Source organism: Vibrio sp. 1S139 (assembly GCF_041439475.1).
Lineage (GTDB): Bacteria > Pseudomonadota > Gammaproteobacteria > Enterobacterales > Vibrionaceae > Vibrio > Vibrio crassostreae_C.
Window position 1 is genome coordinate 1 of record NZ_JBGOOD010000066.1, and the last position, 25,410, is coordinate 25,410.

23 protein-coding genes and 1 pseudogene are annotated in these 25,410 nt (G+C 43.9%); 13 read left to right on the top strand and 11 right to left on the bottom strand.

All coding sequences use genetic code 11. From position 1 onward, the window contains the following. The first annotated feature begins 475 nt into the window (after positions 1 to 475). The 5 genes from ACED46_RS18045 to ACED46_RS18065 all read left to right on the top strand — a co-directional run bounded on the left by ACED46_RS18045 (position 476) and on the right by ACED46_RS18065 (position 3,708). Positions 476 to 1,723, top strand: coding sequence for a RidA family protein (locus tag ACED46_RS18045; RefSeq protein WP_017064467.1), 1,248 nt, complete (start codon positions 476 to 478; stop codon positions 1,721 to 1,723). A gap of 213 nt (positions 1,724 to 1,936) precedes the next feature. Next, positions 1,937 to 2,293: a hypothetical protein gene (locus ACED46_RS18050; protein WP_017062659.1), complete on the top strand. Its 357-nt coding sequence runs from the start codon at positions 1,937 to 1,939 to the stop codon at positions 2,291 to 2,293. 94 nt (positions 2,294 to 2,387) lie between these two features. Beyond that, complete coding sequence (locus ACED46_RS18055) at positions 2,388 to 2,537, top strand: hypothetical protein (RefSeq protein ID WP_017067591.1); 150 nt, start codon at positions 2,388 to 2,390, stop codon at positions 2,535 to 2,537. 118 nt (positions 2,538 to 2,655) lie between these two features. Further along, positions 2,656 to 3,120: an acyltransferase gene (locus tag ACED46_RS18060; RefSeq protein ID WP_017062657.1), complete on the top strand. Its 465-nt coding sequence runs from the start codon at positions 2,656 to 2,658 to the stop codon at positions 3,118 to 3,120. Positions 3,121 to 3,189: 69 nt separating this feature from the next. Beyond that, entirely contained in the window at positions 3,190 to 3,708 is a 519-nt protein-coding gene (locus tag ACED46_RS18065) for a GNAT family N-acetyltransferase (protein ID WP_371722080.1), read from the top strand. Between the two features lie 115 nt (positions 3,709 to 3,823). Here the strand turns inward: ACED46_RS18065 and ACED46_RS18070 are convergent, their stop codons facing one another. Then, positions 3,824 to 4,270 (bottom strand): DUF417 family protein, encoded by a 447-nt coding sequence (locus ACED46_RS18070; protein ID WP_371722085.1) that lies wholly within the window; start codon positions 4,268 to 4,270, stop codon positions 3,824 to 3,826. 281 nt (positions 4,271 to 4,551) lie between these two features. On the opposite strand from ACED46_RS18070, the gene ACED46_RS18075 reads away from it, so the two are divergent. Then, on the top strand, positions 4,552 to 4,914 hold the full coding sequence (locus tag ACED46_RS18075) for a RidA family protein (RefSeq protein WP_017062654.1): 363 nt from the start codon (positions 4,552 to 4,554) through the stop codon (positions 4,912 to 4,914). A gap of 129 nt (positions 4,915 to 5,043) precedes the next feature. On the opposite strand, the gene ACED46_RS18080 is transcribed toward ACED46_RS18075, so the two are convergent. After that, positions 5,044 to 6,630: a BCCT family transporter gene (locus tag ACED46_RS18080; RefSeq protein ID WP_017062653.1), complete on the bottom strand. Its 1,587-nt coding sequence runs from the start codon at positions 6,628 to 6,630 to the stop codon at positions 5,044 to 5,046. A gap of 476 nt (positions 6,631 to 7,106) precedes the next feature. On the opposite strand from ACED46_RS18080, the gene ACED46_RS18085 reads away from it, so the two are divergent. Together ACED46_RS18085 and ACED46_RS18090 are read left to right on the top strand one after the other, a co-directional pair. Beyond that, complete coding sequence (locus ACED46_RS18085) at positions 7,107 to 10,274, top strand: chitinase C-terminal domain-containing protein (protein ID WP_017072213.1); 3,168 nt, start codon at positions 7,107 to 7,109, stop codon at positions 10,272 to 10,274. Positions 10,275 to 10,568: 294 nt separating this feature from the next. Then, positions 10,569 to 11,806: pseudogene (locus ACED46_RS18090) on the top strand (diguanylate cyclase domain-containing protein). Positions 11,807 to 11,941: 135 nt separating this feature from the next. Here ACED46_RS18090 and ACED46_RS18095 read toward each other — a convergent pair. Next, positions 11,942 to 12,196: a YgjV family protein gene (locus tag ACED46_RS18095; protein WP_017068159.1), complete on the bottom strand. Its 255-nt coding sequence runs from the start codon at positions 12,194 to 12,196 to the stop codon at positions 11,942 to 11,944. 268 nt (positions 12,197 to 12,464) lie between these two features. Between ACED46_RS18095 and ACED46_RS18100 the strand changes: the two genes are divergently transcribed. From ACED46_RS18100 to ACED46_RS18110, 3 genes are all read left to right on the top strand, one after another. Beyond that, positions 12,465 to 13,052, top strand: a complete 588-nt coding sequence (locus ACED46_RS18100; protein WP_017064475.1) for a DUF4136 domain-containing protein — start codon at positions 12,465 to 12,467, stop codon at positions 13,050 to 13,052. Positions 13,053 to 13,230: 178 nt separating this feature from the next. Next, a complete protein-coding gene (locus ACED46_RS18105) occupies positions 13,231 to 14,415 on the top strand; it encodes a D-alanyl-D-alanine carboxypeptidase family protein (RefSeq protein ID WP_017064476.1) in 1,185 nt (394 codons plus the stop codon). Between the two features lie 175 nt (positions 14,416 to 14,590). Next, positions 14,591 to 14,884: a YkgJ family cysteine cluster protein gene (locus tag ACED46_RS18110; RefSeq protein WP_371722081.1), complete on the top strand. Its 294-nt coding sequence runs from the start codon at positions 14,591 to 14,593 to the stop codon at positions 14,882 to 14,884. 166 nt (positions 14,885 to 15,050) lie between these two features. Here the strand turns inward: ACED46_RS18110 and ACED46_RS18115 are convergent, their stop codons facing one another. From ACED46_RS18115 to ACED46_RS18140, 6 genes are all read right to left on the bottom strand, one after another. Then, complete coding sequence (locus ACED46_RS18115) at positions 15,051 to 16,727, bottom strand: pseudouridine synthase (RefSeq protein ID WP_371722082.1); 1,677 nt, start codon at positions 16,725 to 16,727, stop codon at positions 15,051 to 15,053. Positions 16,728 to 16,877: 150 nt separating this feature from the next. Next, on the bottom strand, positions 16,878 to 17,498 hold the full coding sequence (locus ACED46_RS18120) for a glutathione S-transferase family protein (protein ID WP_017064479.1): 621 nt from the start codon (positions 17,496 to 17,498) through the stop codon (positions 16,878 to 16,880). A gap of 35 nt (positions 17,499 to 17,533) precedes the next feature. Continuing rightward, positions 17,534 to 18,565 carry an NADP-dependent oxidoreductase gene (locus tag ACED46_RS18125; RefSeq protein WP_371722083.1) on the bottom strand — a complete coding sequence of 344 codons (1,032 nt, stop codon included), beginning with the start codon at positions 18,563 to 18,565 and terminating at the stop codon, positions 17,534 to 17,536. 143 nt (positions 18,566 to 18,708) lie between these two features. Continuing rightward, entirely contained in the window at positions 18,709 to 19,299 is a 591-nt protein-coding gene (locus ACED46_RS18130; RefSeq protein ID WP_017062643.1) for a TetR/AcrR family transcriptional regulator, read from the bottom strand. A 196-nt stretch (positions 19,300 to 19,495) separates the two neighbouring features. Continuing rightward, positions 19,496 to 19,969 carry an FKBP-type peptidyl-prolyl cis-trans isomerase gene (locus ACED46_RS18135; protein WP_017062642.1) on the bottom strand — a complete coding sequence of 158 codons (474 nt, stop codon included), beginning with the start codon at positions 19,967 to 19,969 and terminating at the stop codon, positions 19,496 to 19,498. A 76-nt stretch (positions 19,970 to 20,045) separates the two neighbouring features. Next, on the bottom strand, positions 20,046 to 20,672 hold the full coding sequence (locus ACED46_RS18140) for a thioredoxin domain-containing protein (RefSeq protein ID WP_371722084.1): 627 nt from the start codon (positions 20,670 to 20,672) through the stop codon (positions 20,046 to 20,048). 258 nt (positions 20,673 to 20,930) lie between these two features. Between ACED46_RS18140 and ACED46_RS18145 the strand changes: the two genes are divergently transcribed. Continuing rightward, positions 20,931 to 21,566, top strand: coding sequence for an OmpA family protein (locus ACED46_RS18145; protein WP_104216162.1), 636 nt, complete (start codon positions 20,931 to 20,933; stop codon positions 21,564 to 21,566). A 109-nt stretch (positions 21,567 to 21,675) separates the two neighbouring features. On the opposite strand, the gene ACED46_RS18150 is transcribed toward ACED46_RS18145, so the two are convergent. Next, positions 21,676 to 22,035, bottom strand: coding sequence for a glutaredoxin (locus tag ACED46_RS18150; protein ID WP_017062638.1), 360 nt, complete (start codon positions 22,033 to 22,035; stop codon positions 21,676 to 21,678). Positions 22,036 to 22,124: 89 nt separating this feature from the next. Continuing rightward, positions 22,125 to 23,717 carry a nitric oxide reductase transcriptional regulator NorR gene (norR, locus tag ACED46_RS18155; RefSeq protein ID WP_017072223.1) on the bottom strand — a complete coding sequence of 531 codons (1,593 nt, stop codon included), beginning with the start codon at positions 23,715 to 23,717 and terminating at the stop codon, positions 22,125 to 22,127. Between the two features lie 368 nt (positions 23,718 to 24,085). Here norR and hmpA point away from each other — a divergent pair, with 368 nt between their 5' ends. Further along, entirely contained in the window at positions 24,086 to 25,282 is a 1,197-nt protein-coding gene (gene hmpA / locus ACED46_RS18160; protein ID WP_017062636.1) for an NO-inducible flavohemoprotein, read from the top strand. Positions 25,283 to 25,410: the final 128 nt, after the last annotated feature.

A 25,410-nucleotide genomic window follows, 5' to 3' on the forward strand; every position in this document is an offset into this window, starting at 1 on the left:
ATTACGTTAGACGGAATTTACGCTGAGCTTAGTGCTTAAGGTTCTGTCTATGAACGTATTTATATAAAATAAGCTCTCGAAAATAATTAATTAAATAGCCTAAGAGTTTATGCACAGGTATAGGGGAGAAACTCACTAACTTAGCTATTAACGAAGTTTTTGTGTGAACAACCTATCAAATATTATCTAAAATTCTGGAATTACTCACCGTACTATCAGAGAGAGTATTCAGGATTATTGAATAGACTTAAAATTAAAGATAATTTAGCAGTTGATAAAGCCTAGTACGACGGATAATTAGTCGTTTGATGACTAATTATTCTGTAACTTGCTGATTTATAGTCAACTGAGAGTCTGATGGATATCACGTTTACCCTAAAATAATTCACTTAACATGGCGCTACTTTAATCATTCTTCCAAATACGATTGTTAAATATAAATACGTATACCTATTTTATTTAAAGGATAATACCGATGAGTAGCGATATCATTAAAATTTCAAGAAACACTGAAAACGCACCAATTAATTCTGTATCTACACAAACGGTCGCTTTTTCTCATTATAATAACTTTTCTGCTCAACTTCCGATTGACCCTAAAACGGGTGAAATAGTCATCGGTGATATTAAAGATCAAGCAGCACAATGTTTGAATAATATTAAAGCGATTGTTGAAAGCATCGACCATGTTATGGATGATGTCGTGAAGATTAATGTTTTCGTTAAGAATATTTCTGATATCGATGCTATTGATGAAGTTTACAAAAACTTCTTCCACAACAGCCTTCCAACACGCACTGTCGTGGGTGTCACTGCACTGCCAAGCAGCGATGCGCTGGTTCAAATGGATGCTCTCATTTCTAACGGTGAAGGCACTAAACCACAAGCTCCTTGCGCGCTAATTAAGGTCTCAAGAAATACGGATAACGCACCTCAAAGTGCTGTGTCTACGCAGACTGCAGCCTTTTCTCACTACAACAATCTTTCAGCTCAGTTGCCTATAGATGTAGCCACAGGTGAGTTGGTTGATGGTGGTATCAAAGCGCAAACAGCGCAATGTCTATCAAACATTAAAGCTATTTTAGAAAGCATCGGACACGTCATGAATGATGTGGTTAAAACGACTATCTACCTAAAAAATATCGCAGATGCGGAAGTGGTAAATGAAGTATGTGCTAAATTCTTCCCAAGCTACGTTCCTGCTCGTACTGTTGTTAACGCAGCTGAATTACCAATGGGTGCTTTAATTCAAATTGATACATCCATTTCACATGGCGACGGTACACCGCCGCAATTACCAGAAGACACTCGCTTACTGGTTATTGAAACCAATAATACTGTTTCTGCACCATTCATGCCTTATTCGCATACTGTTGCTTTCTCTCACTACAATCATATTTCAGCCCAATTACCTTTAGATCCGAAAACAAATGAAATCGTTGCTGGCGGGGTAAAAGAACAAGCGGAACAATGTTTAAACAATATTAAGGCGATAATTGAAAGCGTTGACCATAGCATGGACGATACGGTGAAAATTAATATTCAACTTAAGGATATTTCAGATATTGATGTGGTAAACGAAGTCTACACCACATTCTTTAATGCTGAGCTGCCTGCAAGAACGGTAGTAGGGGTTTCAGAAATCCCAATGAATGCTTTAGTACAAATTGATGCTGTCGTTTCTAACTGTGAAGGGACACCTCCACAAGACGTTGTTGCATAAATCAATTGAACCCTTCTCGATAATATCGATCAGATCTCGGTTTAGCTTCCAAATAGGGAGCAAACTCAACAGGCCGAGATCTGATCCGTTCACTTCATTACTCAAGTCCATCGAAGCGACACACCTAAGCTTATCCCGTAAACATGGTATTTATAAGGTTGAAGTGTTTTAATATGAAAAACAGACGCTTAACGTAATAAAGAAAACCAGTTTATGCAATTTCGAGCCATTTTACTGCTATGCCTTACCCTAATAGGGTGTTCGTCCAATCAAGAGTTGGTACCCGACCCAACAACCATCACGCTATTTTATGGTGATACATCCATCGCCGCAGGTGTTTTAGAGGATAAAACATTCAATTCAGTCCTTGCCGATAGGGTTGAAAGCGTTACGTTTTCGGGCTCAATATCAAAGAAAGACTCTGGCTATTTTGTCGATATGTTAGTGATTCGAGAAACAAAAGAGCCACGTTCAACACGACAGCTTAACACCTCGCTTCTAATGAAACCGGGAGAGTTAGTAGATGTTGGCGGCGTGAATAACGATGTGTTCAGGGTAATCCTCGAGTAACAAAAATAAAGTGTTCAATTAATCTGATTTTTTGCTTTACCTCAACCTAACTTCAAGTCTTAAGCTTCTCTTACTGATTAAGAAGGAGCTTATTATGCAAAATAACTACATAAAAGAACTCGCCGTTAAAACTTACCAAGAAGACCTTCAAAAAGAGTACGTTAGATCTAAAGCTCAGCCATTCCACGCCCCAAGTTTTATCGGTGGGGTGCTGTTGTCAGTTGTGCTGGTAGGACTGTTTTAATTTATGCAGAATTTCTGATCCATTGCCAACTCTCAACATATCTATTTGCTGCACTTTAATGGCTACGGCACAATCTCTTAGGTTGAATTGTGACGCTAATGTCGAGAGGAAGTGAAGTATGGCAAGTCCAAGAGTATTAAAGTCACAGATTACTGATATTACCTGTGGCGAGAATGTCACTATCATCGAGCCAAGTAACGTTTATGGCTGTGAGCTTAAAGATGATGTGTTCGTTGGCCCCTTTGTTGAGATTCAAAAGAACACCGTGATAGGTGCGAGAAGCAAGATTCAATCTCACACCTTTATCTGTGAGTATGTGACCATTGGAAGTGACTGCTTTGTTGGTCACGGAGTCATGTTTGCCAACGACTTATTCAAAGAGGGCAAGCCAGATCCTAATCCTGAAAGTTGGGGGCGTACCTTGATAGCTGACAACGTCACGATAGGTTCTAACGCTACGGTTCTGTCTGTCAGCATTTGCGAAGGTGCAGTAATCGGCGCGGGCAGTGTGGTAACGAAAGACATCACCGAAAAAGGTATCTACGCAGGTAACCCAGCCAAGAAATTGAGAGGTTTACCGTAACCGTATTAATAAGCCGTGGTTCATGAATCATAAGGTGCGGCTTTTTAGGGAAACATTAGAGTATTTGTCATGGATGTATTTTTACACTTACTTCAACCGAATGACGCGAGTGCGCTTTTGGATTTTGAGGTCGAAAATCGAGAGTGGTTTGAGCAATTTATTCCAGTTAGGGGTGATAGCTTCTATTCAAATGCAGGTGTGACCGAGCAAATCACCAGCTTTCTAACTGAATACGAGAATGGTGAGATGATTCCTATGTTGATCAAAGATGCCAATGGCACTGTCTGTGGAAGAATCAACATCCGCGATATCGACCAGATCGCCCATAGTGGAGAGCTAGGGTATCGAGTAGGTCGTTCCTTTGCTTCAAAAGGCATTGCGTCTAACGCAGTCAAGCAGTTTCTACTCTATTTGGAGGAACTGACCAACCTTAAATATGTTGATGCCTATGCGTTAGTGGGCAATATCGGTTCCAACAAAATCTTATCCAATACCGGTTTTGAATTGGTCGAGTATGTTGAGAGCTACGCGGTGTTTAAAGGAGAACATCAAGATGCTAATTTTTATCGTAAGGTTTTAGCTGACTAGGTGACTATCAGTGCCTTATACATTAGAAGCTGGCAGCGTCCTTCTAGCCAGCTTCGAGTCTTTTAATTTAAAGGTTTAAGGTTACTTCTAGGTTTGGCCACTTCTAGATTTACGGTTACTTCTGAGGTTTGTTATGTTCGATTACGCTAATCGCGATAGCCAAAAACAGGATATCTTTCACTAGGAAGAAGTTAGTGACTAAGATGCCATCCGATACTTTCCAAGCGTTTGGCGTTGTAACCAGGAAGCTAAGTGTCACAACAAAGATAGCCGATGCAGCAATGCCTGAGTAGAAAGCTACTGTCGGCTTCTTAAATCCAACGATCAATCCAATCGCGACGATGATCTCCGCGCCACCCACCATGTTAGACACAGCTTGTACTGAGAACAGATTGTAAAGCCAGTTCATTGCAGGATGATTCGTGATTAGCGGTTCAATGAGCATCGCTTCAGTTGGCGTAAACTTATAAATTCCAATCCAAGCGAGCACTAATGCTACGCCAATCACGCCTAGGTTATATCCCACATTACTCTGTTTTAAATCATAGGTTTGAACATGCATAAAAGTACTCAATTTAATAAACTCCCTGAATATGACCGCAATAGCTCAGATTAAATTTCGCATTGAGAATAATAATTAATATATTTATCTAAAAACTTAATAGGTAGCGACTTATTGTCTCGATAGGAACTCAAAGGCTAGTGATGTTGAGAACCAAAGCAATGGGTAGGCGATAGTGCTGTTCAAAAGGTAACGCGAGCTTTCTAATTTTTGTTTTCAATATTCATGATTTGGATTAGATTACGCTGATGTTCACCCTAATTATAAGAAGAGTATAACCAGTGAAAATTCATAGAATTAACCCGACCAAACGTTGGTCTGATGTAACTGTTTTTAACGGTATTGCAAGCTTTGTGGAAGTGGCAGAGACGGATACAACAGCAGGAATTAAGAGTCAGGTTCAGCAAATCTTCGAACAAGCCGAAGAAATGATGAGTTTGGTAGACAGCGACAAATCTCGCGTATTGTCAGTGACTATTTATCTCACGGATTTCGCTAACTTTGATGCACTCAATGAAGTTTGGGAAGCGTGGTTCCCTGAAGGCTGCGCGCCAAGCCGTGCATGCGTGAAAGCAGAACTTGCTAATCCTGAGCTACTGGTTGAGATGTCGTTTATGGTTGCTGCGGGTGAAAAGTTTCAATAAGCCGAACTATCGATTGAAATAAGCTATCGTAGATAGAAGTAACGAACAGATAAAACAAAGCCACTCAGGTGAATCACTTGAGTGGCTTTTTAGTGTTCTACGCTACCCGAAACTAAATCGGGTCAGGTATTAAGCGATACCTTGATCTCTTGCCATCTGCTTCGCGATCTTCGGCGCGTGCCATAGACACGGGAGCAAGATAAACGATACCGGAACCGCTGTGATTACAATGAACGACTGTAGAGCGGAGATGCCGCCTGAACCCATCGAGATAAGTGTGATCGCTACCGCACCCATGATGATACCCCAGAAGGTACGTACCGCTGCGTTTGGCTCTGTCGTACCCGTCATTACCACACTGATTGTGTAAGTCATTGAGTCACCTGTTGTCACGATGAACGTGGTCGTCAGGATCAGGAACAGAATTGCAATCAAAGTCGGGAACGGCAGTTGAGCGGTAATGGCCAGTAGCACAGCAGGAAGGTTAAAGCCTTCGAATGCACTAGAGATCACACCTGGGTTCTCTAATTCAAACGCTAGACCACTACCACCAACGATGCTGAACCAGAAACACGTTACAAGCGGTGCAACGATGCTAATAGAAACGATCATTTGGCGAATAGTACGGCCACGTGAGATACGAGCAATGAAGATCGCCATCATTGGGCCATAACCTAAGAACCAACCCCAGAAGAACACAGTCCAGCCACCTAGCCATGCTGTATCTTGGCGGTATAGCGCCATTGGGATGAAGTTATCAACCATTTCGCCCATACCTTGCAGGTAGCCATCAACGATGAAGCTCGTTGGGCCAACAAGAAGGATGTAGCCGATTAGACACACAGACAAGATGATGTTGTAACGGCTTACCAGTTGGATACCTTTGTTCACGCCGCTCAAAGCAGAAAGCGTGTACATTGCGATAGCAAAGATAATAACAACACTTTGAGTTGCAAAGCTGTCTGAAATGCCAAACAGTTCGCTCAGTGCGTAGCTGATTTGTAGGCCAAGGAAGCCGATAGGGCCGATAGTACCTGCGGCTACAGCCACGATGCTGCATGCGTCGACAACGTTACCAACCCAACTGTTAATCGCTTTGTCGCCAAGTACTGGGTAAAGCAGAGTGCGAGGCTTAAGAGGAAGGCCTTTGTCGTAATGCAAGTGCATTAACACGATGGAAGACAAACCACCTAAGATTGCCCATGCAAGGAAACCCCAGTGCATGAAAGATTGTGATAGAGCATTGAACGCCATCGCTTGAGGATCTGCGTTGCCATACAGTGGCGGAGCTGAAACAAAGTGAGCGATAGGCTCTGCGGCTGCCCAGAACACACCACCGCCGGCTAGCAGCGTACATAGGACGATAGACATCCATTTAAAGGTGGTCATTTCAGGTAGGGCAAGCGTTCCTAAGCGAACGTGGCCGGTGCGACCTAGTGCAAGCACTAAACCGATAATGAAGTTGAGAAGTAGTAGGACTTGCCAGAAAGCACCGAACCACTTAGTTGAATAACTAAAGCCGATGTTTACAAGTTCGGACAACACGGAGGTGTTGGTGAAGGCTAGGATGACAAAGAGGGTTAAAAAACTGCCACTAAGCCAAAAGACTGGGTTTCCGAGTTCCAGTTTTTCACCCAAAGATTGAGCTTTATTGAAATCGATAGAAGTAGATTCTGCGTTGATGTTTTCGTTGGCGACTTGCGTCAAGTTGGACATTATTTCTTCGCTATATTTGGCTCTTTCGAGCCTATGTATTTCTCCCACACTTGCATTGGAAATGTGAGGTTTGTCAAAAAAATCCGCGATACTACCACAATTGTTAAGAAAAAGTGGGCAAATTTAGAAAAGAAATCAGTTCTACGGCGAAATCAATCCCTTTTGGTTAGTTTTAAAACGAAATTTCAGAACGAACAAATAAAGCAGATATGAATAGAGTTTTGTAATTAAGGATACGAATTAGGCGATATTTTTTAGCGTACCGAAATAAATTTAATATTAGTTGTTCGTGCAAAATAAGTGTCGACTCATTGCATGCTATAAACAAATTAATGCGAGTCATTTTATAAATATCGAATATTTTAGGTGTTAAATTGGCACTGTTACCTACAGTTGTTTTGCGAAGAGATTTAAGTGATGAGAAATATGACACTTAAATTAAGCATCTTGAAACAATAACTTAAGGGACAGCTAACATGCACCTAAACCAAGGAAGAGTGGCCAAGAAGGTTTTTACACTCAGTACTCTCACCGCGTCATGCTTAATGGCGTTCAACAGCTACGCGGCTGTGGATTGTTCAACGTTAGAAGCGTGGGATTCCGCCACGGTGTACACCGGTGGTGATCAGGTTTCACATGACGGCAGCGCGTACTCAGCGAATTACTGGAATCAAAATAACAACCCGAGCCAATTTGAGGGTGACTATGCACAATGGAAAAAGATTGATGTGTGTAGTGGTGGCGGAGGTGGCGGTACGCCAAATGAAGTACCAACGGCTTCATTAACGGCACCCTCTGCTTCTGACGTGATTACTGAAGGCGATAATGTTGTATTGAGTGCAACAGCACTAGATTCTGATGGCAGTGTGGCTTCGGTTGAGTTCTTTGTTGATGGCGCATCTGTTGCGGTAGTCACAGCGGCACCTTTCGAAGCGACTTGGGCTGCAACGTCGGGTAATCATCAGGTTTCTGTTGTTGCAACGGATAATGAAGGCGCAGCAAGTGTTGCAAGTGCGGTTTCTGTTTCTGTTGATTCAGCACAACCAGGGAATGAAGCACCGACAGTTTCAGTTGCACTTTCAGTGACATCTGTTGATGTTGGTGGTGTAGTCACACTGACAGCAACGGCAGCAGATAGCGATGGCACGGTTGATAAGGTTGATTTCTACGTAGCGGGTGCTCTTGTGGGCACAGCTGCAACGAGCCCTTACACGTTAGATTACACAACAACTCAAGCGGGTTCTTTAGCAGTTTACGCGAAAGCAACAGACGACCAAGGTGCGACTGCAGATTCTGCGTTGGCATCTTTGACCGTGAACGGCGCTCCAACAGTGAGCACATGTCGCCCTGATGGCTTATATCAAACTCAAGGTGTCGATGTTCCTTACTGTACAATTTACGATGATGAAGGCCGTGAGAAAATGGGCGCAGACCATCCCCGTCGTGTCATTGGTTACTTCACAAGTTGGCGTGCAGGGGATGACCCACAAGCTGCTTACCTAGTAAATGATATTCCTTGGGAACAACTCACACACATTAACTACGCTTTCGTGAGCATCGGTTCAGATGGCAAAGTAAACGTCGGTGATGTAAACGATCCAAATAACGCAGCGGTTGGTAAAGAGTGGCCGGGTGTGGAAGTTGATCCGGCATTAGGCTTCAAAGGTCACTTCGGTGCATTAGCGACAGCGAAGAAAAAACACGGCGTGAAAACGTTAATCTCAATCGGTGGTTGGGCTGAAACAGGTGGTCACTTCGCGACTGATGGCAGCCGCGTGGCTGATGGTGGTTTCTACACCATGACGACCAATGCTGATGGTTCTATCAACCATCAAGGTATCGAAACATTCGCGACTTCAGCGGTCGAAATGCTGCGTAAGTACCAGTTCGATGGTCTAGATATCGATTACGAATACCCAACTTCTATGGCTGGCGCAGGTAACCCATACGACAAAGACTTCATGGAGCCGCGTCGTCAATACCTGTGGGCGTCGTACCAAGTGTTGATGAAAGTGCTACGTGAGAAGCTCGATGCGGCGTCTGCGCAAGATGGCAATCACTACATGTTAACGATCGCAGCGCCTTCTTCTGGTTACCTATTACGCGGTATGGAAACATTCGATGTAACCAAGTACCTCGATTACGTAAACATCATGTCTTACGACCTTCACGGTGCGTGGAACGATCACGTAGGTCATAACGCAGCCTTGTTTGATACGGGTAAAGATTCAGAGCTAGCGCAGTGGAACGTATACGACACGGCGGCTTACGGTGGTATTGGTTATCTGAACACGGATTGGGCTTACCATTACTTCCGTGGTTCTATGCCAGCAGGCCGTATTAACATCGGTGTGCCTTACTACACTCGTGGTTGGCAAGGCGTAACGGGTGGTGAGAATGGTCTTTGGGGCCGAGCAGCACTGCCAAACCAATCTGAATGTTCAGCGGGTACGGGTGAAGGCGAGAAAAACAACTGTGGCCATGGCGCTATTGGTATCGACAACATGTGGCACGATACCGATCCAAAAGGTAACGAAATGGGCGCGGGTTCTAACCCTATGTGGCACGCGAAGAACCTAGAGAAGGGTATTTGGGGCTCTTACGCTGAAGCTTACAAGCTTGATCCTGTGAATGATCCTTCAGATGTTCTAACGGGCACTTACACGAGAAACTACGACAGTGTGGCGGTTGCCCCTTGGTTGTGGAACGCAGAGAAGGGCGTATTCCTTTCAACAGAAGATAAACAGTCTATCGACGTGAAAGCGGACTACGTTATCGACAAAGAGATCGGCGGCATTATGTTCTGGGAACTAGCAGGGGATTATAACTGTTATGTTCTCGATGCGAATGGCAACCGAAGCTCTATCGATACGACTGAGCAAGCGTGTAACAGCGGTAACGGTGAGTTCCACATGGGTAACACCATGACGAAAGCTATCTACGATAAGTTTAAGTCTGCAACACCATATGGAAACAAAGTAGCGACGGGTGCTATTCCAACAGAAGCGCTAGATATCGCGGTATCGGTTGGTGGCTTCAAAGTCGGTGACCAAAACTACCCAATCAACCCTAAGATCACGTTCACGAACAACACAGGGCAAGCTCTTCCGGGTGGAACTGAGTTCCAATTCGATATCCCAGTATCTGCACCTGATAACGCGAAAGATCAATCGGGTGGTGGTTTGACCGTGATTGCTTCAGGTCATACTCGCGCGGATAACATCGGTGGACTAGATGGAACCATGCACCGAGTGGCGTTTACGTTGCCGACATGGGAAGAGCTTCCTGCTGGCGGTGTGTATGAGTTAGACATGGTGTATTACTTGCCAATTTCTGGCCCTGCTAACTACGCGGTGAATGTCGGTGGCGTTGATTACGCGTTTAGCTTCGAGCAGCCAGATCTACCATTAGGTGATATCAGTTCAGGTGGCGGTAACCCTGGCGATGGTGGCACCAATCCAGGTACATGTGATACGGCAGGTTTAGCGGTTTACCCAGACTTACCTCAGAAAGATTGGGCAGGTAACCCAAGCCATGCAAACACAGGAGACCAAGTGGTTCACAACGGTAGTGTTTACCAAGCAAACTGGTGGACAAGTTCTGAACCGGGTAGCGATGGTAGCTGGACTCAAGTTTGTTCTTAATTTAATGCTAAGCAAACTATTTATAGACAATAGAGTGTAGTAATAGGTAATAAACACAAATACTTTTAAGTCTATTTATCAGGAATTAGTATCAATTAAGTAATCAATCTAGACGTAAAATCAAAAAGCCGAACTGAATCCAGTTCGGCGTTTTTGTTATAAGTCACAGATTACGTATAGAAACCCTTAAAAATATCGACACTCGTTCAGTAAAAAATAAAAACATGATATAAAACAGTCTGTATATAAGAGAAGTCACAGCGTTACCTGAAATTATAAATCTACGGGGTAATCTTGAAAGTCAGACGTAAATACATTCTTAATTTTTCAATTGCGCTCGCCGTCGTGTCGATGATTCTTTCTGCCTTTCAATTTAATCGAACTGAAAGGTCATTGTTGGAATCTAACCAACTGTTTTTTCGTACGATTGTGAACGCGAGTTACGATATTGTCGACACCACAGTTAATGAGGCGATAAAGACATATCTTAAAGGAATTACGGATACCGTTGCGTCTCATGTATGGCATACCACGCCAGAACAAGAAGTTGAACAGGTAAGCCAAATTGCCCGTGAATTGCATATTGGACAATCGGGTTATATCTATTTGATGTCACCCCAAGGCGTCCATCTCTACCATCCATTCTTGCAAGGTCAGAAGCGTGGGCATCTTACTCATATCCAAAAACAGCTCACTATTGACTCTGGCATGATCGAGTACTTTCACGCTAACCCTCATGAGATAAGCCGCAGAGCCAAAGTCGCTTATTCGATGAGGCTACCGAGTGGTAATACTTTGGTTGCGACGACCTATAAAGAAGAATTGATGTATTTGGTCGATCTTGAAGGTTTAAAAGATAAACTTAGAAAGTATGCGTTTGGTGATAGCGGATATGTGTACATTGTCGATCTGCAGGGTAACTTAGTGCTTCATCCAGATTATGAGCACAAATCATTGAAATCCTTAATAGGCTACTCGTCTGAACTGCTTATTGATCGAATCGCCACCAAACCAGAAGGTCAATTCAGTTACTCGATTACCTTACTGGGCTTCCTAGTCGACGGAGTTTTATCGAACAGCTAAAACTGAAAATTACTCAAAGGTCGCCTTATCCGCTAACAAATGTCGGTGTCATTTTGCTGGATATTGACCATTTCAAGCGGGTGAACGATCAATATGGTCATGCTCAAGGCGATAGGGTTATCTGTGAGGTCGCAAAATCACTGAAGAGATTTGTTAACCGTCGTCGTTTGATTGCACGCTATGGCGGTGAAGAGTTTATTTTGGTGACGTTTGATTGTGATGAACATGAGTTATTCGAATTATCAGAGGCGTTACGGTTATGTGTTGAGCAACTTCAAGGCTTAGTGTCGCCAGTAACAATCAGCGCTGGTTGTTGCCATGCTCAAGCACTGACTGACATTGAAACCGCTATCGATAAAGCCGACAAAGCGCTTTATCAAGCAAAAGAGAGTGGACGTAACAACACTCAAGCGTATCGAGAGAACGAATATCACGTTGCTTACATGTGATCGGTTGAAAGCCTCATTGAATTGAAAAGTTTTGTTCACACAAATCGAGCTCTTGAGAACGACAAACACAAAAAAGCCCAAATAGATCGCTCTATTTGGGCTTTTTCAGAATTATTTGAAAGGCTAATCGTTAATTTAAGCTTTCGCTGCTTTCATCGCTTCCGTTTTTTTTTCCTTTTGCATTTTTGCAAGGAAGTAGATGTTTACACAAGCGATAAAGCCGTTGGTGGCTGCAACTGGCCATGCGTCAATCATGATGCCGTATGCTGTGAAGAGTGCACAGCCAATAAAGTTAAGGACACGCAGACGAACGATATCTTTCATTGTTAATGAAATTGCGACCATAATAGACGCAGCGTAACCTAAAATTTCAACCATATTGAATTCCATTGTTTGACCCTCTTAAATTTGCCGATACTTTGTCGGTACCAATTCTTCTCTTCATGAGATGATTGAGGAAGCTCCGTGCCTCGAATGGTCTGGTTTTGTTTAACGGGGAGAACTATACCAACTCTGTTTTTGTGATTAAACCCCCAAAACAGACAGAGGTGAAGGTTAGCGATTACGCAAACGTTTAATGATCTTTCTATTAACATAATTACCATTTATGTTGGAGGTTGAATTGATAGTTATTCTTATATAGGTAAGGAAGCCTCGAATGATAAAACGATCCATTTGTGCAACAAAAAGCATAAAAAAAGCAGCACTATTGGCTTTGATGGCTATTGGGCTGACCGCATGCTCTACGCAAGAAATACCACCCACACACAATTATGGTGTGGTCACTAGCGGTGACTTTGGTTTCATGAAACACGGCGTGATGACGTACTCCTGGCACCCTGAGTCAGAAAAGGTTTACCTTTCTCAAAAATACGATGAAACCGTGGTAACCGATTTAGTGCGTGATTCGATTCAAGAACAGCTCTCAAGTAAAGGTTATCAGTTAAAGCAGGATGGTGTCGGTGATGTTGTTGTAGGCTTTGGATTAGCGGAAGAATCGGAACTGAACGATGAGTCTATCTTCGATGCGATTAAGCTATCTACTGGTGTGCCATTTTACGATGGTGAAGGTAAAGTCGCGGAGAAAGGGTCGTTGTACATTGCGTTTTTCGTACCTAACTCAGAGGTCGTACAATGGCAAGCATTAGCACAGTCTGGCATCCAACCTGATTTAGAGCCAAGCGAGAGCAAACAGCGTATTACTGGCTTTGTTGAAATGTTATTTAGACGCATGCCTGAGCGATAGCATTAGGCGTTGAATGCATTCGTGGAGTAAATATTAGTTGTGGAAAATATGGTCAGATCGCAGATTATACTTTTTTATTTGTAACGAATGGTACAAATACGTAAAGCAACGTAAAGTTCGCGCTTCTTTTGCTAGCATTTGTCTATACTGCTCAAAACGTTAACTTAGGTTTGATTCAATGAAACTGTTTTCCAAATACTCTCTCCCTCTATTAAGTATATTCATTGTAAGTAACGCCGCGATGGTAAGTAATGCAGCTATCGCAGCACCTTCTATAGTACCAAGCCCACCTAGCTTAGGCGCAAAAGGGTATGTGTTAATTGATTTTAATTCTGGTGATGTGCTGGTAGAAAAAAACGCACATACGAAGTTAAACCCAGCAAGCTTGACCAAACTGATGACCAGTTATGTGGCAGGTCAAGAGATGAAGCGAGGCAACATCTCTGCTGATGATCAGGTACGAATCAGTGAGAACGCGTGGGCGAAGAACTTCCCAGACTCTTCAAAAATGTTCATCGAAGTAAACACCGATGTAGCAATGATGGATCTTTATCGTGGCTTGATTATTCAATCCGGTAATGATGCTAGCGTTGCGATTGCAGAGCATGTTGCAGGCTCACAAGATGCATTCGTTGACCTGATGAACTCTTGGGCTACCTCTCTGAAGCTAGAAAACACCCATTTTGCCAATGCACATGGTTTGGATGCAGACGACCTCTATTCGACTCCTTACGATATCGCGTTACTCGGTCGTGCCATTATTCGTGATTTACCGGATGTGTATGGCTTATACAGCGAACGCTCTTTCAGTTACAACGGCATCACTCAACATAACCGTAATGGCTTGTTGCGTGATAGAAGCTTAACCGTTGATGGCATGAAAACGGGCTACACCTCTGGTGCTGGCTACAGTTTGGCGAGTTCAGCGACACAAGGTGAGATGAGACTTATCGCGGTTGTGATGGGCGCATCAAGCGTTAAGAGCCGTGAATCAGACAGCAAACAGCTGTTGAGCTACGGTTTCCGTTTCTTCGATACACTAAACCCGCATAAAGGCGGCGATCAAGTGGCTGAAGAGAAGGTATGGTTTGGTGAGCAAGACACATTGAAATTAGGTGTGGCAGAAGACACGTTCATTACGTTGCCTAAGTCAGACAGTAAAAAGCTGACTGCATCTATCGAGCTTAACTCTGAACTGAAAGCGCCAATTGCAGAAGGTCAAACTCTAGGTGTGGTTCATTACACCGTTGATGGCGAAGATGTTCAAACTCAGCCTTTGATCGCGCTTGAAGCGGTTGAACAGGGCGGTTTGTTCAAACGTTTAATAGACTACGTTAAGCTGTTCTTCGCGAGCCTGTTCTAAATAGAGCCTGTGGCGATAAGCCGCGCTGAAAAGTCGAAATATTATGGGTGTTGTGAGTGAATCACAGCGCCCTTTGTTATTTCTACATCAATGAAAACGCCGCGCCGCACTATCTTTATTAGCCGTAGCGGGCGGTTTCGATTACCATACGCAAAATTTAGCAGTGTAGTCACTTATGACGATAGATATAAAGAACGTAACCGAACCCGAAATAACCTGTGCAAATTGTCAGGCATGCTGTTGTCGTTTAGAGGTTATGATCATCACAGATACGGGCGTACCTGAAGAGCACATCGCTTATGATGAATGGGGCGGTGAAACCATGAAGCGCTTAGACGACGGCTGGTGTTCTGCGGTAGATAGAGAAACACTGATGTGTACTATCTACGAAAACCGACCATGGATCTGTCGCGAGTTCGAAATGGGCTCTTTCGAATGTGTTGACCAGCGCAAAGATGTGATGGGCTAGGCGTCTGCAGTATTGAACTCAGTAACTAAAGTACGCTAATGAACTGTGATAATCACATTAAAATTAAATATCAGGGTTCTATACCTTAAGCAGTTGTAGAACCTTGATGCGTTTTATGAGATCAAATATTGAGTGAGATAAGAGTCTTAGCTCGATAAGTTAGAGTTTAGAACTCGGAAGGCACTTCAAACTCCATCCATTCACCGGTTGTCGGGTGAATCAACTTTAAGTAGCCAGCGTGCAGGTGTAAGCGCTCGCGTTTGTATCCGTATAAGTCGTCACCACGAATAGGTACACCAAGCCCTAATGGATGAGCACAGTGCACTCGCAGCTGGTGGGTTCGCCCTGTTTTAGGGTACAAGTGAACCTTGGTTTTGCCATTGTGAGTGCTAACCACTTGCCAATGGGTCTCTGCATTTCGGCCGTGTTGGTGACAAACCAGTTGTCTTGGTCTGTCCGTGATGTCGCCGCGCAAAGGAAGGCTGATATTGCCAGATTCGCCCGTTATCTCGCCATCTAACAAAGCGGTGTAGCGTTTCTCTACGGTTCTATTAATGAACTGCTTCTGAATATGCTTGTTTGATTCCGCCGTGAGCGCCAAGATCAACAAACCTGACGTCGACATATCCAACCTATGGATAATCAAAGGACCAGTCGCATCCGGGTAACGCGCTTTTATGCGGGTATAAACTGAATCTTCGATGAACTTACCGGGAACCGACAAGAACTCTTCAGGCTTATTGACGACTACGATTTCATCGTCTTCATAAACAATATTAAAAGACTTACCAACCGCAGGGTTCACGATAAGCGGGTTATCTTCTAGCTCTATGCTACTTAACTGGTGTTCGAGGATCTCAAAGCTTTTACTCTGACAAACAGGGTAGAGGTTTGCGTGTTGTCTAATGATGTCTGTAGGCGGTAATCCCCACCAAAACTCAGATAATGCTAACGGCTTGAACCCGTGTTCAAACGCAAAGTTAAGCAACTTAGGTAGGCAGCAGTCACCAGAGCCTTCAAGCGCGTCTTTACCATCGAGCAACTCGAGTAAATTCTTAGATTGCTTGGCTTGATTGATAAAGCGATAGTGAGAGAGGCGTTGAGTTTCCAACTGTTGTGAAACTGCTTGGTGATCTTGCTTACGGTTTTTCAGTTCGCTTTCAATCAAATCAATTTGTGATTGGCGCTCTGCGATCTTCTGTTTCCACTCAATACGAAGTGCTTTTAGGTCACGTTTCTCTTGGCTACTTTGATTGCCCAGTTGTTTGAGCAAATTCGCCGCTGACTCTAGATTCCCTAATGCTTTTTCTTGATTGGCTTGTTCTCTGAGTTCGTTACGCTGAGCTTTGTTTGCGGCCATTGCTAACTGAAAGGCTTCGATAGCTTTTGCTGATTCGATTTTTAACCCTTCAAGCTCGGCCAATAATGTGTCTAGATTGTGCGACTGTTGCAGCTTTTCAATGTCGTCCGAGAGCTGCAATTGTCGAGCAAGGTTCGCACTGTTTTGAGATTGAAACTGTTTTGAATCGAAGGCTGGTGGAACAAAGTGAATGTTGTTTAACTGAGAGACCAAAGCCGGATCTAACTGCAAGCCTGAAAACGCAGAAAGGTAACCTAACCCTTGTGTGGTTGGATTCTGAACAAGAAGCACAGCGTAGAGATTACCTTGCGAGGTTTCATTCACACCACAGTCGACAAGTGATTGCTGAAGCTGCAGCATAGCGAATTCACACACAGGGTGCGGGGTATAGTAATACGGAAACGTAAAACGAGTCGGTAGCGCTAAATCGACATTCGTGTTTGCTAGGTGCAGAGGTGTGTATTGAGCGAGGTTTGTTGGCATTAAGATCAAACTCTATGGCTGTTCAGTTAGAGTTCGGTATTGTTGTCGAAATGAAGACAAATGAGAAGCCAAAGCAGAAGATAAATCGGCTTTGGCTTCATTTAGTTTCTTGTGTTTACTCTAGCAAGCACGTGTTTGAGTGAAACTCGATCAGTTCGAGTGTTCTAGCTCTACTTGCTCAGCTTTTTGGTAAGCAGGGTGGCTCTTTAAAAGTTCACCGTATTTAGCGATGTTAGGGTAAAGCGCAGTTGCACCAAAGTTACCCACGATTTCTACGATGAACGACATCATAAAATCTGCACCTGTTAGTGTGTCTGCAACCAAGTAGGTTTTACCTTCAAGTGCATTATTCACGTAAGTTAAGATCTTTTGGTTTTCATCGTCTGCATAACCGCCTAGGAAGTTAGTTTCACAGCCGTCCTTCATTACAAAGATCTTAAGCAGCATTGGCAAAATACCTGAACTCTCAGCGAAGTGAAGCCATTGCGAATACTCAACGTAGTTTGCGGTGCCGCGTGTAGGTGCGAACTTACCCTGACCGTATTTGTCGATTAGGTATTCCGTGATAGCACCAGATTCAGTGATCACGACGCCATCGTCTTCAATGACAGGAGATTTACCCAATGGGTGAATGGATTTGAGTTCTGGTGGTGCAAGAAAAGTGACACTGTCTCGTTGGTAGGGTTTGATTTGGTAATCTACCCCAAGCTCTTCCAATAGCCAGATGATGCGCTTTGAGCGCGACTTATTCAGGTGATGCAAAGTAATCATGATTCTACCTAGTTAACGGGTTCAGTTTATTGAATTTATTTAGCTTCGTTCGTTTTGATAACAAGCTTACCGAAGTTCTGACCTTCCAATAGGCCCATGAATGCTTGTGGCGCATTTTCTAGACCTTCAACCAGGTGCTCACGATAGTGCATCTTGCCTTGAGACAACCATTCTGTCATTTGAACAGCAAATTCGTTGTAACGGTGTGCGTAGTCATCAAAGATGATGAAACCTTGCATCTTAATTCTTTTAACAAGCAGCATACCCATCAGGCTAGACATACGATCTGGTCCTTCAGGCAGTGAAGTCGCATTGTATTGAGAGATAAGGCCACACACAGGAATACGAGCACCTGTGTTAAGCAGAGGCATTACTGCATCGAATACCTTGCCGCCAACGTTTTCAAAGTAAACGTCGATGCCGTTGTCACACGCTTTAGCCAATTGCTCCGCGAAGTCGTCAGCTTTGTGGTCGATGCATTCATCAAAGCCAAGAATCTCTTTCGCGTACTGACACTTCTCTTGACCGCCTGCAACGCCGATAACACGACAGCCTTTTAGTTTGCCGATTTGTCCAACGGTTGCGCCTACAGCACCTGTTGCTGCTGCAACGACTAGCGTGTCGCCTTCTTTAGGTTGGCCGATATCAAGCAAGCCCATGTAAGCGGTAAAACCAGGCATACCCATGATGCCAAGCGCGTAAGAAGGGTGCGTTGGTTCTTTGCCGAGTTTGATTAGGCCTTCACCGTTAGACACGCCAAGATCTTGCCAACCTGTGTAAGCCAGTACCCATTCGCCAACTTCGTAATCAGCGTGGTTTGATTCTTCAACCTGACATACGGTTGCGCCAACCATCACCTCATCAATCTCGACAGGGTCTGCGTAAGATTTAGCATCGCTCATTCGACCACGCATGTAGGGGTCTAGAGAAAGGTAAACTGAGCGAAGTAACATCTCGCCGTCTTTGATGCTTGGCGCAGCTATTGTCTCTAAACGGAAGTTGTCTTGAGTCGGTGCGCCAACTGGGCGAGAAGCCAATACGATTCGGCGATTGTCTTGTTGAGTCATTGGATGTCCTTAATTGTGTATTTTATACATTTAGAATTAGACCAGTCGTCTAGTCTTGTTGTCTAAAAATCCCGCCGTCATCAAATTGATAAGAGGGCGGGTGATTTTTTTAAGTTAAAGCCAATAAAGCGCGCTGCGCGTTATTAGCTTTCACCTTTTAAAATTCGTTCGGTAAGGCTCAAAGCTGACTGTAAGCTATGTGAGCTTTGGCTCAGCTTGCTCAATAAGCTGGCGCCTAACCACATTGAGTATAGGTTCTGAGCTGCTTCTTGGCTCTCTTCAACCTTTATGGAGCCATCTTCAATACCGCCGACAATGCACTGTTCGATGGTATTCGTCACTTTTTCTGCACCCTTTAATAGCGCTTGGCGCATAGGATCAGAAAGATCAGAAACTTCCGCGCTGAGTTTAACGACCAAGCATTTATGAGCATTGCAGGTGCCGTTTTCAATCTGTGACCATCGAGTGAAATAACTGACAATTCTCTGGTAATGGTTGCCTTCACCATGAACCAAAATAGTTTCAACTCTGCTGATGTAGGTCTCAAAATAGTGCTGGATCAGAGCCTCGCCAAATTGCTCTTTCGATTTAAAGTAGTGGTAAAACGACCCTTTCGGCACGTCCGCTTCTTTAAGCAATTGCGATAAGCCAACGCCGTTAAAGCCGTTGTTCACTATTAATTGGTAGCCAACATCTAAAACATGCAGGCGTGTGTCATTCGTTTTTTCGTTCATGGGCGGTACTATAAGTTAAATTAGACCAGTCGTCTAGTGGTCGGTTTTCGAGGGTATATTTGGTCGTTGTTACAGTAGCTAAATAGCTAAATAGCTAAATAGCTAAATAGCTCAATATCTAAAGAGGCTTCAAATGTTCAGATATAAAAAAGCCCCGACATAGCGCGTATGTTGGGGCTTAAATCAGTAACTTCGATTATTTGATAGAGATGAGTTCTACATCAAAAATCAGAGTCGATGATGGTGGGATAGGGCCTGAACCGCCTTTACCGTAAGCTAGAGTGCTTGGAATAAATAGACGAACTTTTTGGCCTTCAACCATGTAAGTCAAACCTTCTTGCCAGCCTTTAATTACTTGCTTAAGAGCAAATGAGATTGGCTCGCCGCGCTCAACAGAGCTGTCGAAAACAGTGCCGTCGATTAGCGTACCGTGGTAGTGAACCGTTACTTTGCTGTTCTTAGTTGGGTGCTCTGTGCCTGTACCTTCTTCAAGAACAAGGTATTGAAGACCACTTTCAGTCGTAATCACGCCTTCTTTAGTGCCGTTTTCAATTAGAAATTGTTGGCCTTGTTCGAAGTTTTCTCCGCCAGACTTATGATTCGTCCAAGTACGGTAAATCATGAAACCCGCCAAAAGAAAGACAATGACCGGGATGACAAATTTAGACATAGTAAAACCTATTTATATTGAGTGCTGAATTTCGTAGTTAATACAAAATGTGTTAATCAGTTGACTAAAGCCGTGATTATGGTTGAGTCAAAAGGTAGTTGATCGTTTTTGCAATGCCAGCAACGTCTTGGTGACCTGCTGTTAGTACTTGGTATTTACCGTTGATGATAAAGGTTGGTACTGAGTTGATCTGACCTTTTACTGAGCTCTCTTCTGCTTGCTTAACGTAGTCGAAAAGAGCGACTTGCTGTTCTTTATTCAGCTGGTATGGGCTAACCAAACCACGAGAAGTAAACGCTGTCTCTAGTGCTTGTTGACGCTGCTCAGGTGTTGCATCTGCACCCATTTGAACGGCACCAAATAGGTCGTCCATGAATGCGTGGTCAGGCGTCGCATCAAGCTGCATCACTGCTGTGTAGTAGATCATTGCGCTGATTTGAGCGCTTTCGTTGAACGTCACGTGCATCTTGCCAATAGTTTGGTCTGTTAGAGATTCAATCTCTGGAATGGCACTTTCCATTTGACGGCAGTGACCACAGTTAAGAGAGAAGATTTCAGTGATCGGAGACAAGTTAAATTCTGTTAGAGCAGTAGGAAGCGCTTCGTATTGAACGCCTTTTTGTGGCTCGTCTGTTTCACTACAACCCGCGATAATGAGTACGGCAGCGAGTGCTGTGATGAATTTAGTAAATGGTTTAAACATAATGTTTGCTCTAGCGTTGAGAAGTCGTGAGATTCTAACTATTTAGTACGAATTGGAAAACAATTATAAGGTAAATAAATGCAAACAGTTCGAACTAGCGGCTGAAGACAAGCTAGTAGACGGTTAACTGTGATCAACAGCACTTTTTTGGGTTCTGCTTTCTTTTCGTCTAAAGTTTTTCCCTCGGTGCCGATATAGACATTAGTGAATGGTTTATCTGCATGAGTGGTTGATGAAGTAATGAGATATTTAGCGATAATGTTAAGCATAGCTTTGGCTGGGTGTGAAGCCACGTCACCAACTGACTTACTTGGCGGTGACATGCTAGAGACTGCACCACAAACCGATTACGACTTGATGCATCCTGAATGGGGTGTGGTTCAAACGACTCATGTAGCAAGCAATCGTGGGTACTCTATCCAGAGTAGCACTCATCAACACAGAACCATCACGACCAACTACGGACGTGGCGTTTCGACTAACGACCCACTGGAAGTCTTTTTAAGACAAAACCGCATCGATTTTGAAGTGTTGCCGGGTAACCATGTGATGGTAAAGCTTGAGCAGCACGTGAACTTTAAAACAGGTTCAGCATTCCCCGAGCCAGCGTATAATCAATGGTTAGATACGCTAGGCAGCTACCTTGCTCAACGCCAAGATATTGATGTGGTGATTGAAGGGCACACCGATAATACGGGCACAGATCGAATCAATGATCCGCTTTCAGAGCAGCGAGCAAAAGAAGTGAAGGCTCGATTAGAGAGTAACTATGTGTCGAGTCGCTCCATTTATACTCGTGGATTTGGCGAATACGTACCAGCTTGCACCAACGCTTCTGCGCAAGGCAAGGCGTGTAACCGCCGTGTGGAATTGATGCTGATTGTAGCGAAGTAGTGGTTTGAACTTTCGCTCCCAATTTGAAGCGATTAACGCCAAATAACAGACATAAAAAATCCCTCACATTAGAGGGATTTTTTGTATCTAGATTTTGTCGCTTTATTGCTTATGCAAACTGCTTTTCTAAGTAAGTTACGATATCTGAAGATTCGTACATCCACTCAGTTTTGCCGTCTTTTTCGATACGTAGACAAGGCACTTTCACACGACCGCCGCCAGCTTCAAGCTCAGCACGGTGTTGTTCGTTGTTTTTTGCATCACGAAGTTCAAATTGAACCGACTGACGTTTCATCGCGCGGCGCACTTTCACACAAAATGGGCACGCTTCGAATTGGTATAACGTGTGCGTTTTTGCTTGCTCATTCACTTTGCTTTGTTCTTCTTGAGAACGCTTCACACCACGTGGGCTGAAAACAAAATTCAATAACAAGATGACACGACCTAAGAACCAACGGATAAACTTCATAACTCTCTCTACATATTTAAAATTAGCGTTACAATTTGCAGCATTATATACACAAGTTTTGTCAGATGCTCGCAACAAACCGCTAATATCTATTTTGTCCGTTCGATCGTATGAGACTTAGCCACATTTAGCCCTAAACGCTTAGACAGTCGAGTCAGATTTGCTCGGTCTGTTTTCAGAACTCGCCCTGCTTGTGCCCAGTTAAAGTTGGCATCTTCCAACACCTCAGTAATGATACTGCGTTGAAAATCGTCCGTTGCACCACGTAGCCCTGCAGAAAGGTCGATCGTTGGTGTCGATAATGGTGTGTTTTTCACCTGAGTCGTCGCAATTGGCTGATCTTGGTCTAGAGGACCACAATCTTCCTTGGTGATTGTCACCAGGTTTTTATTGGTGCTGCGCGCTAACGCTTTCAATGCGGAACGACTGATCACATGCTCAAGTTCACGCACGTTACCCGGCCAACCATAACGGTTTAGGAAAGAAAGAACGTCGGAGCGGAACTTAACTTGGTTGATACCAAGCTTACGACGCGCTTGTTCTAAGAAGAAACCCGCTAATAGGCTGATGTCGTCACCACGATCTTTCAGTGCAGGCACCGCGATAGGGTACACACTCAATCGGTGGTACAAATCGGCTCTGAATCGACCGTCTTCAACTTCTTGTTTTAGATCTCGGTTTGTCGCTGCCAATACTCGCACATCAATGGTTTGAATGTTGTCTTGGCCAACCGGTTGGATTTCGTTGTTTTGCAGCGCACGTAGGAGCTTACTTTGAGCGGCCAAAGGCAATTCACCAATCTCATCAAGGAACAGTGTGCCACCATCGGCTAAAGCAAATTTACCTAAGCGGTTTTTGTCTGCGCCAGTGAACGCGCCACGAACGTGACCAAACAGTTCACTCTCTACTAAGTTTTCAGGAATCGCAGCACAGTTTACGTAGACGAGTGGGTTACGTTTACGTTGAGATTGGTGGTGCAGGGTGCGAGCCACGAGCTCTTTACCAACCCCGGTGTCACCATGAATCAGGATGTTGAATTCAGACGGCGCGACAACAGCGATGTCGTTCTTAAGTGCGACCATGGTGTCACTGTTACCAATCAACTCGCCGCCGTCACGTTCCCACGCTTCGACGTTCAACTCTTCGAGTAATTGCTTTGACTGTTTTGCTTGATGTTCAAGTTGCGAGAAGGTCAGTGCCATCTGCATCGTTGAGGCTGCAATAGCCGCCAGCACTTCAAGGTTACGCGCCGGAATATTCGCGAAGACATCAGGTTTCAAGCTATCTAGAGTCAGAATGCCCAATAACTTGTCGCCAAATAGCAAAGGCAAGCCCATACAAGCATGCATTGGTAAATCGCCATCATGGTCAATAAGCAAACCATCGAAAGGATCGGGTAGGGAGCTATCAGCATCGAAACGAACAGGAGAGCGAGACGCGCAGATCTCTTCAAACCGTGGGTGTTCTGAAATGATAAAGCGACGACCGAACGTATCTCGGCTGAGCCCTTGCATTGCGATAGGTACTAGCGTGTCGCCTTGAAGGCTTAAAAGCGCGACACAATCACACGTTATGGTTTTGCGAATGGCATCGATCAGGCGATTGAAACGATCTTGATCGTTGACACCACTTGCGAGGCCAATGGTCATTTCCATGAGGGTAGATGCGGAGATATCTTGCATAAAAAACTCTAACTGTGTGTGTTTATCTACATAATAGAGTCTTATTGACTTAAAAAAAAGGTCTTTTTGACATTTTTATAAGATGAGTTTTGAGAAGAAAACCAGTAATGACGGGGATTGATAAAGTTGGCACTGATTGTGCAGAAGATACAGAAAAGCCCAATTATAGCGCTGATTAAACAGACTATTCTTGATCTCAATCAATCAGGTTGCATTAATCAGGTTTCGCGATTTTTTGAAATGAAAACGAGTCAAAATAACTCAGTTTCTAAAAATAACTAAGGTTTCAGAAAATCGATAAGTCATTCTTAATTTTTAGTAGTCAAAATGACATATAGGTCATAAGGCTCAGTGTTCGGAGTAAATTCATGCTTAACAATGCACATATCGAAATCATCAAATCTACTATTCCTCTACTTGAGAGCGCAGGCCCAGCTTTAACTCAGCATTTTTATCAACGTATGTTCACGCATAACCCTGAGTTGAAAGATATCTTCAATATGACTCACCAAAGAACAGGTCGCCAAGGCGTAGCACTGTTTGAAGCTATCGCGGCATATGCAAAGAACATTGAAAATCTAGCAGCGTTAACAACTGCCGTTGAACGTATTGCTCAGAAACACACAAGCTTTAACATTCAACCAGAGCACTACCAAATTGTTGGTTTGCACCTGATTGAGACATTACGTGAACTAGCTGCTGACGCCTTTACTCCAGAAGTGGAAGAAGCATGGACAGCCGCTTACCTATTCTTGGCGCAAGTATTCATCGATCGTGAAGCTGAACTTTACCTACAGCGTAAGCAAGCTGTTGGTGGTTGGGAAGCAGCGCGTGCGTTTGTGATTGCAGACAAAATCGAAGAGTCAGCGCTAGTAACAAGTTTTATCCTTCAGCCAAAAGACGGCGGTGAAGTTCTGGATTACACACCAGGTCAATACATCGGTATCGAAGTGAAACCAGAAGGCTCTCAATACAGCGAGATTCGTCAATACTCACTGTCTGATAAGCCAAACGGCAAGCAATACCGTATTTCTGTTAAACGTGAAGGACAAGGCCAAGAGACACAAGGCGTTGTATCTAACCACCTACACGATACGGTTGCTGTTGGTGATGAGGTTAGCCTATACGCACCAGCGGGTGACTTCATGTATCAAGAGCGCAGCAAGCCAGTAACACTTATCTCTGCAGGTGTTGGTGTAACGCCAATGCAGTCTATGCTTGAGTTCCTAAACACGGAAGATAAAAACGAGCCAGTACTTTACCTTCACGCTTGTGAGAACGTAGGCCAACACTCTTTCACGACTCGTGTTAAAGATATTGTTGCCGACAAAGGTTGGGAAGCGAAAACGTGGTACATGAACAAAGATGAATCTGCATGTGAAAACACGCATCAAGGTCAAATGGATCTAGCGTCTATCTCTGATACTAAAGGCTTTGAAGAGAGCGATTTCTACATCTGTGGTCCTGTTGGTTTCATGAAGAACATCGTAGAGCAGCTAGATGCAATGAAAGTTGACCGTTCACGCGTTCACTACGAAGTATTCGGCCCTCACGCTAACTTCTAATAGGTCTCGGCATTTCTAGTAACACTCGCCTGAACTATTAATACCTTGCCTATTCAAAGGCCTCACAGTGTGACAATGCCGTTCGGATAAGCATTACTGTTTGAATCTAAACGGATATTTAGCTGGAA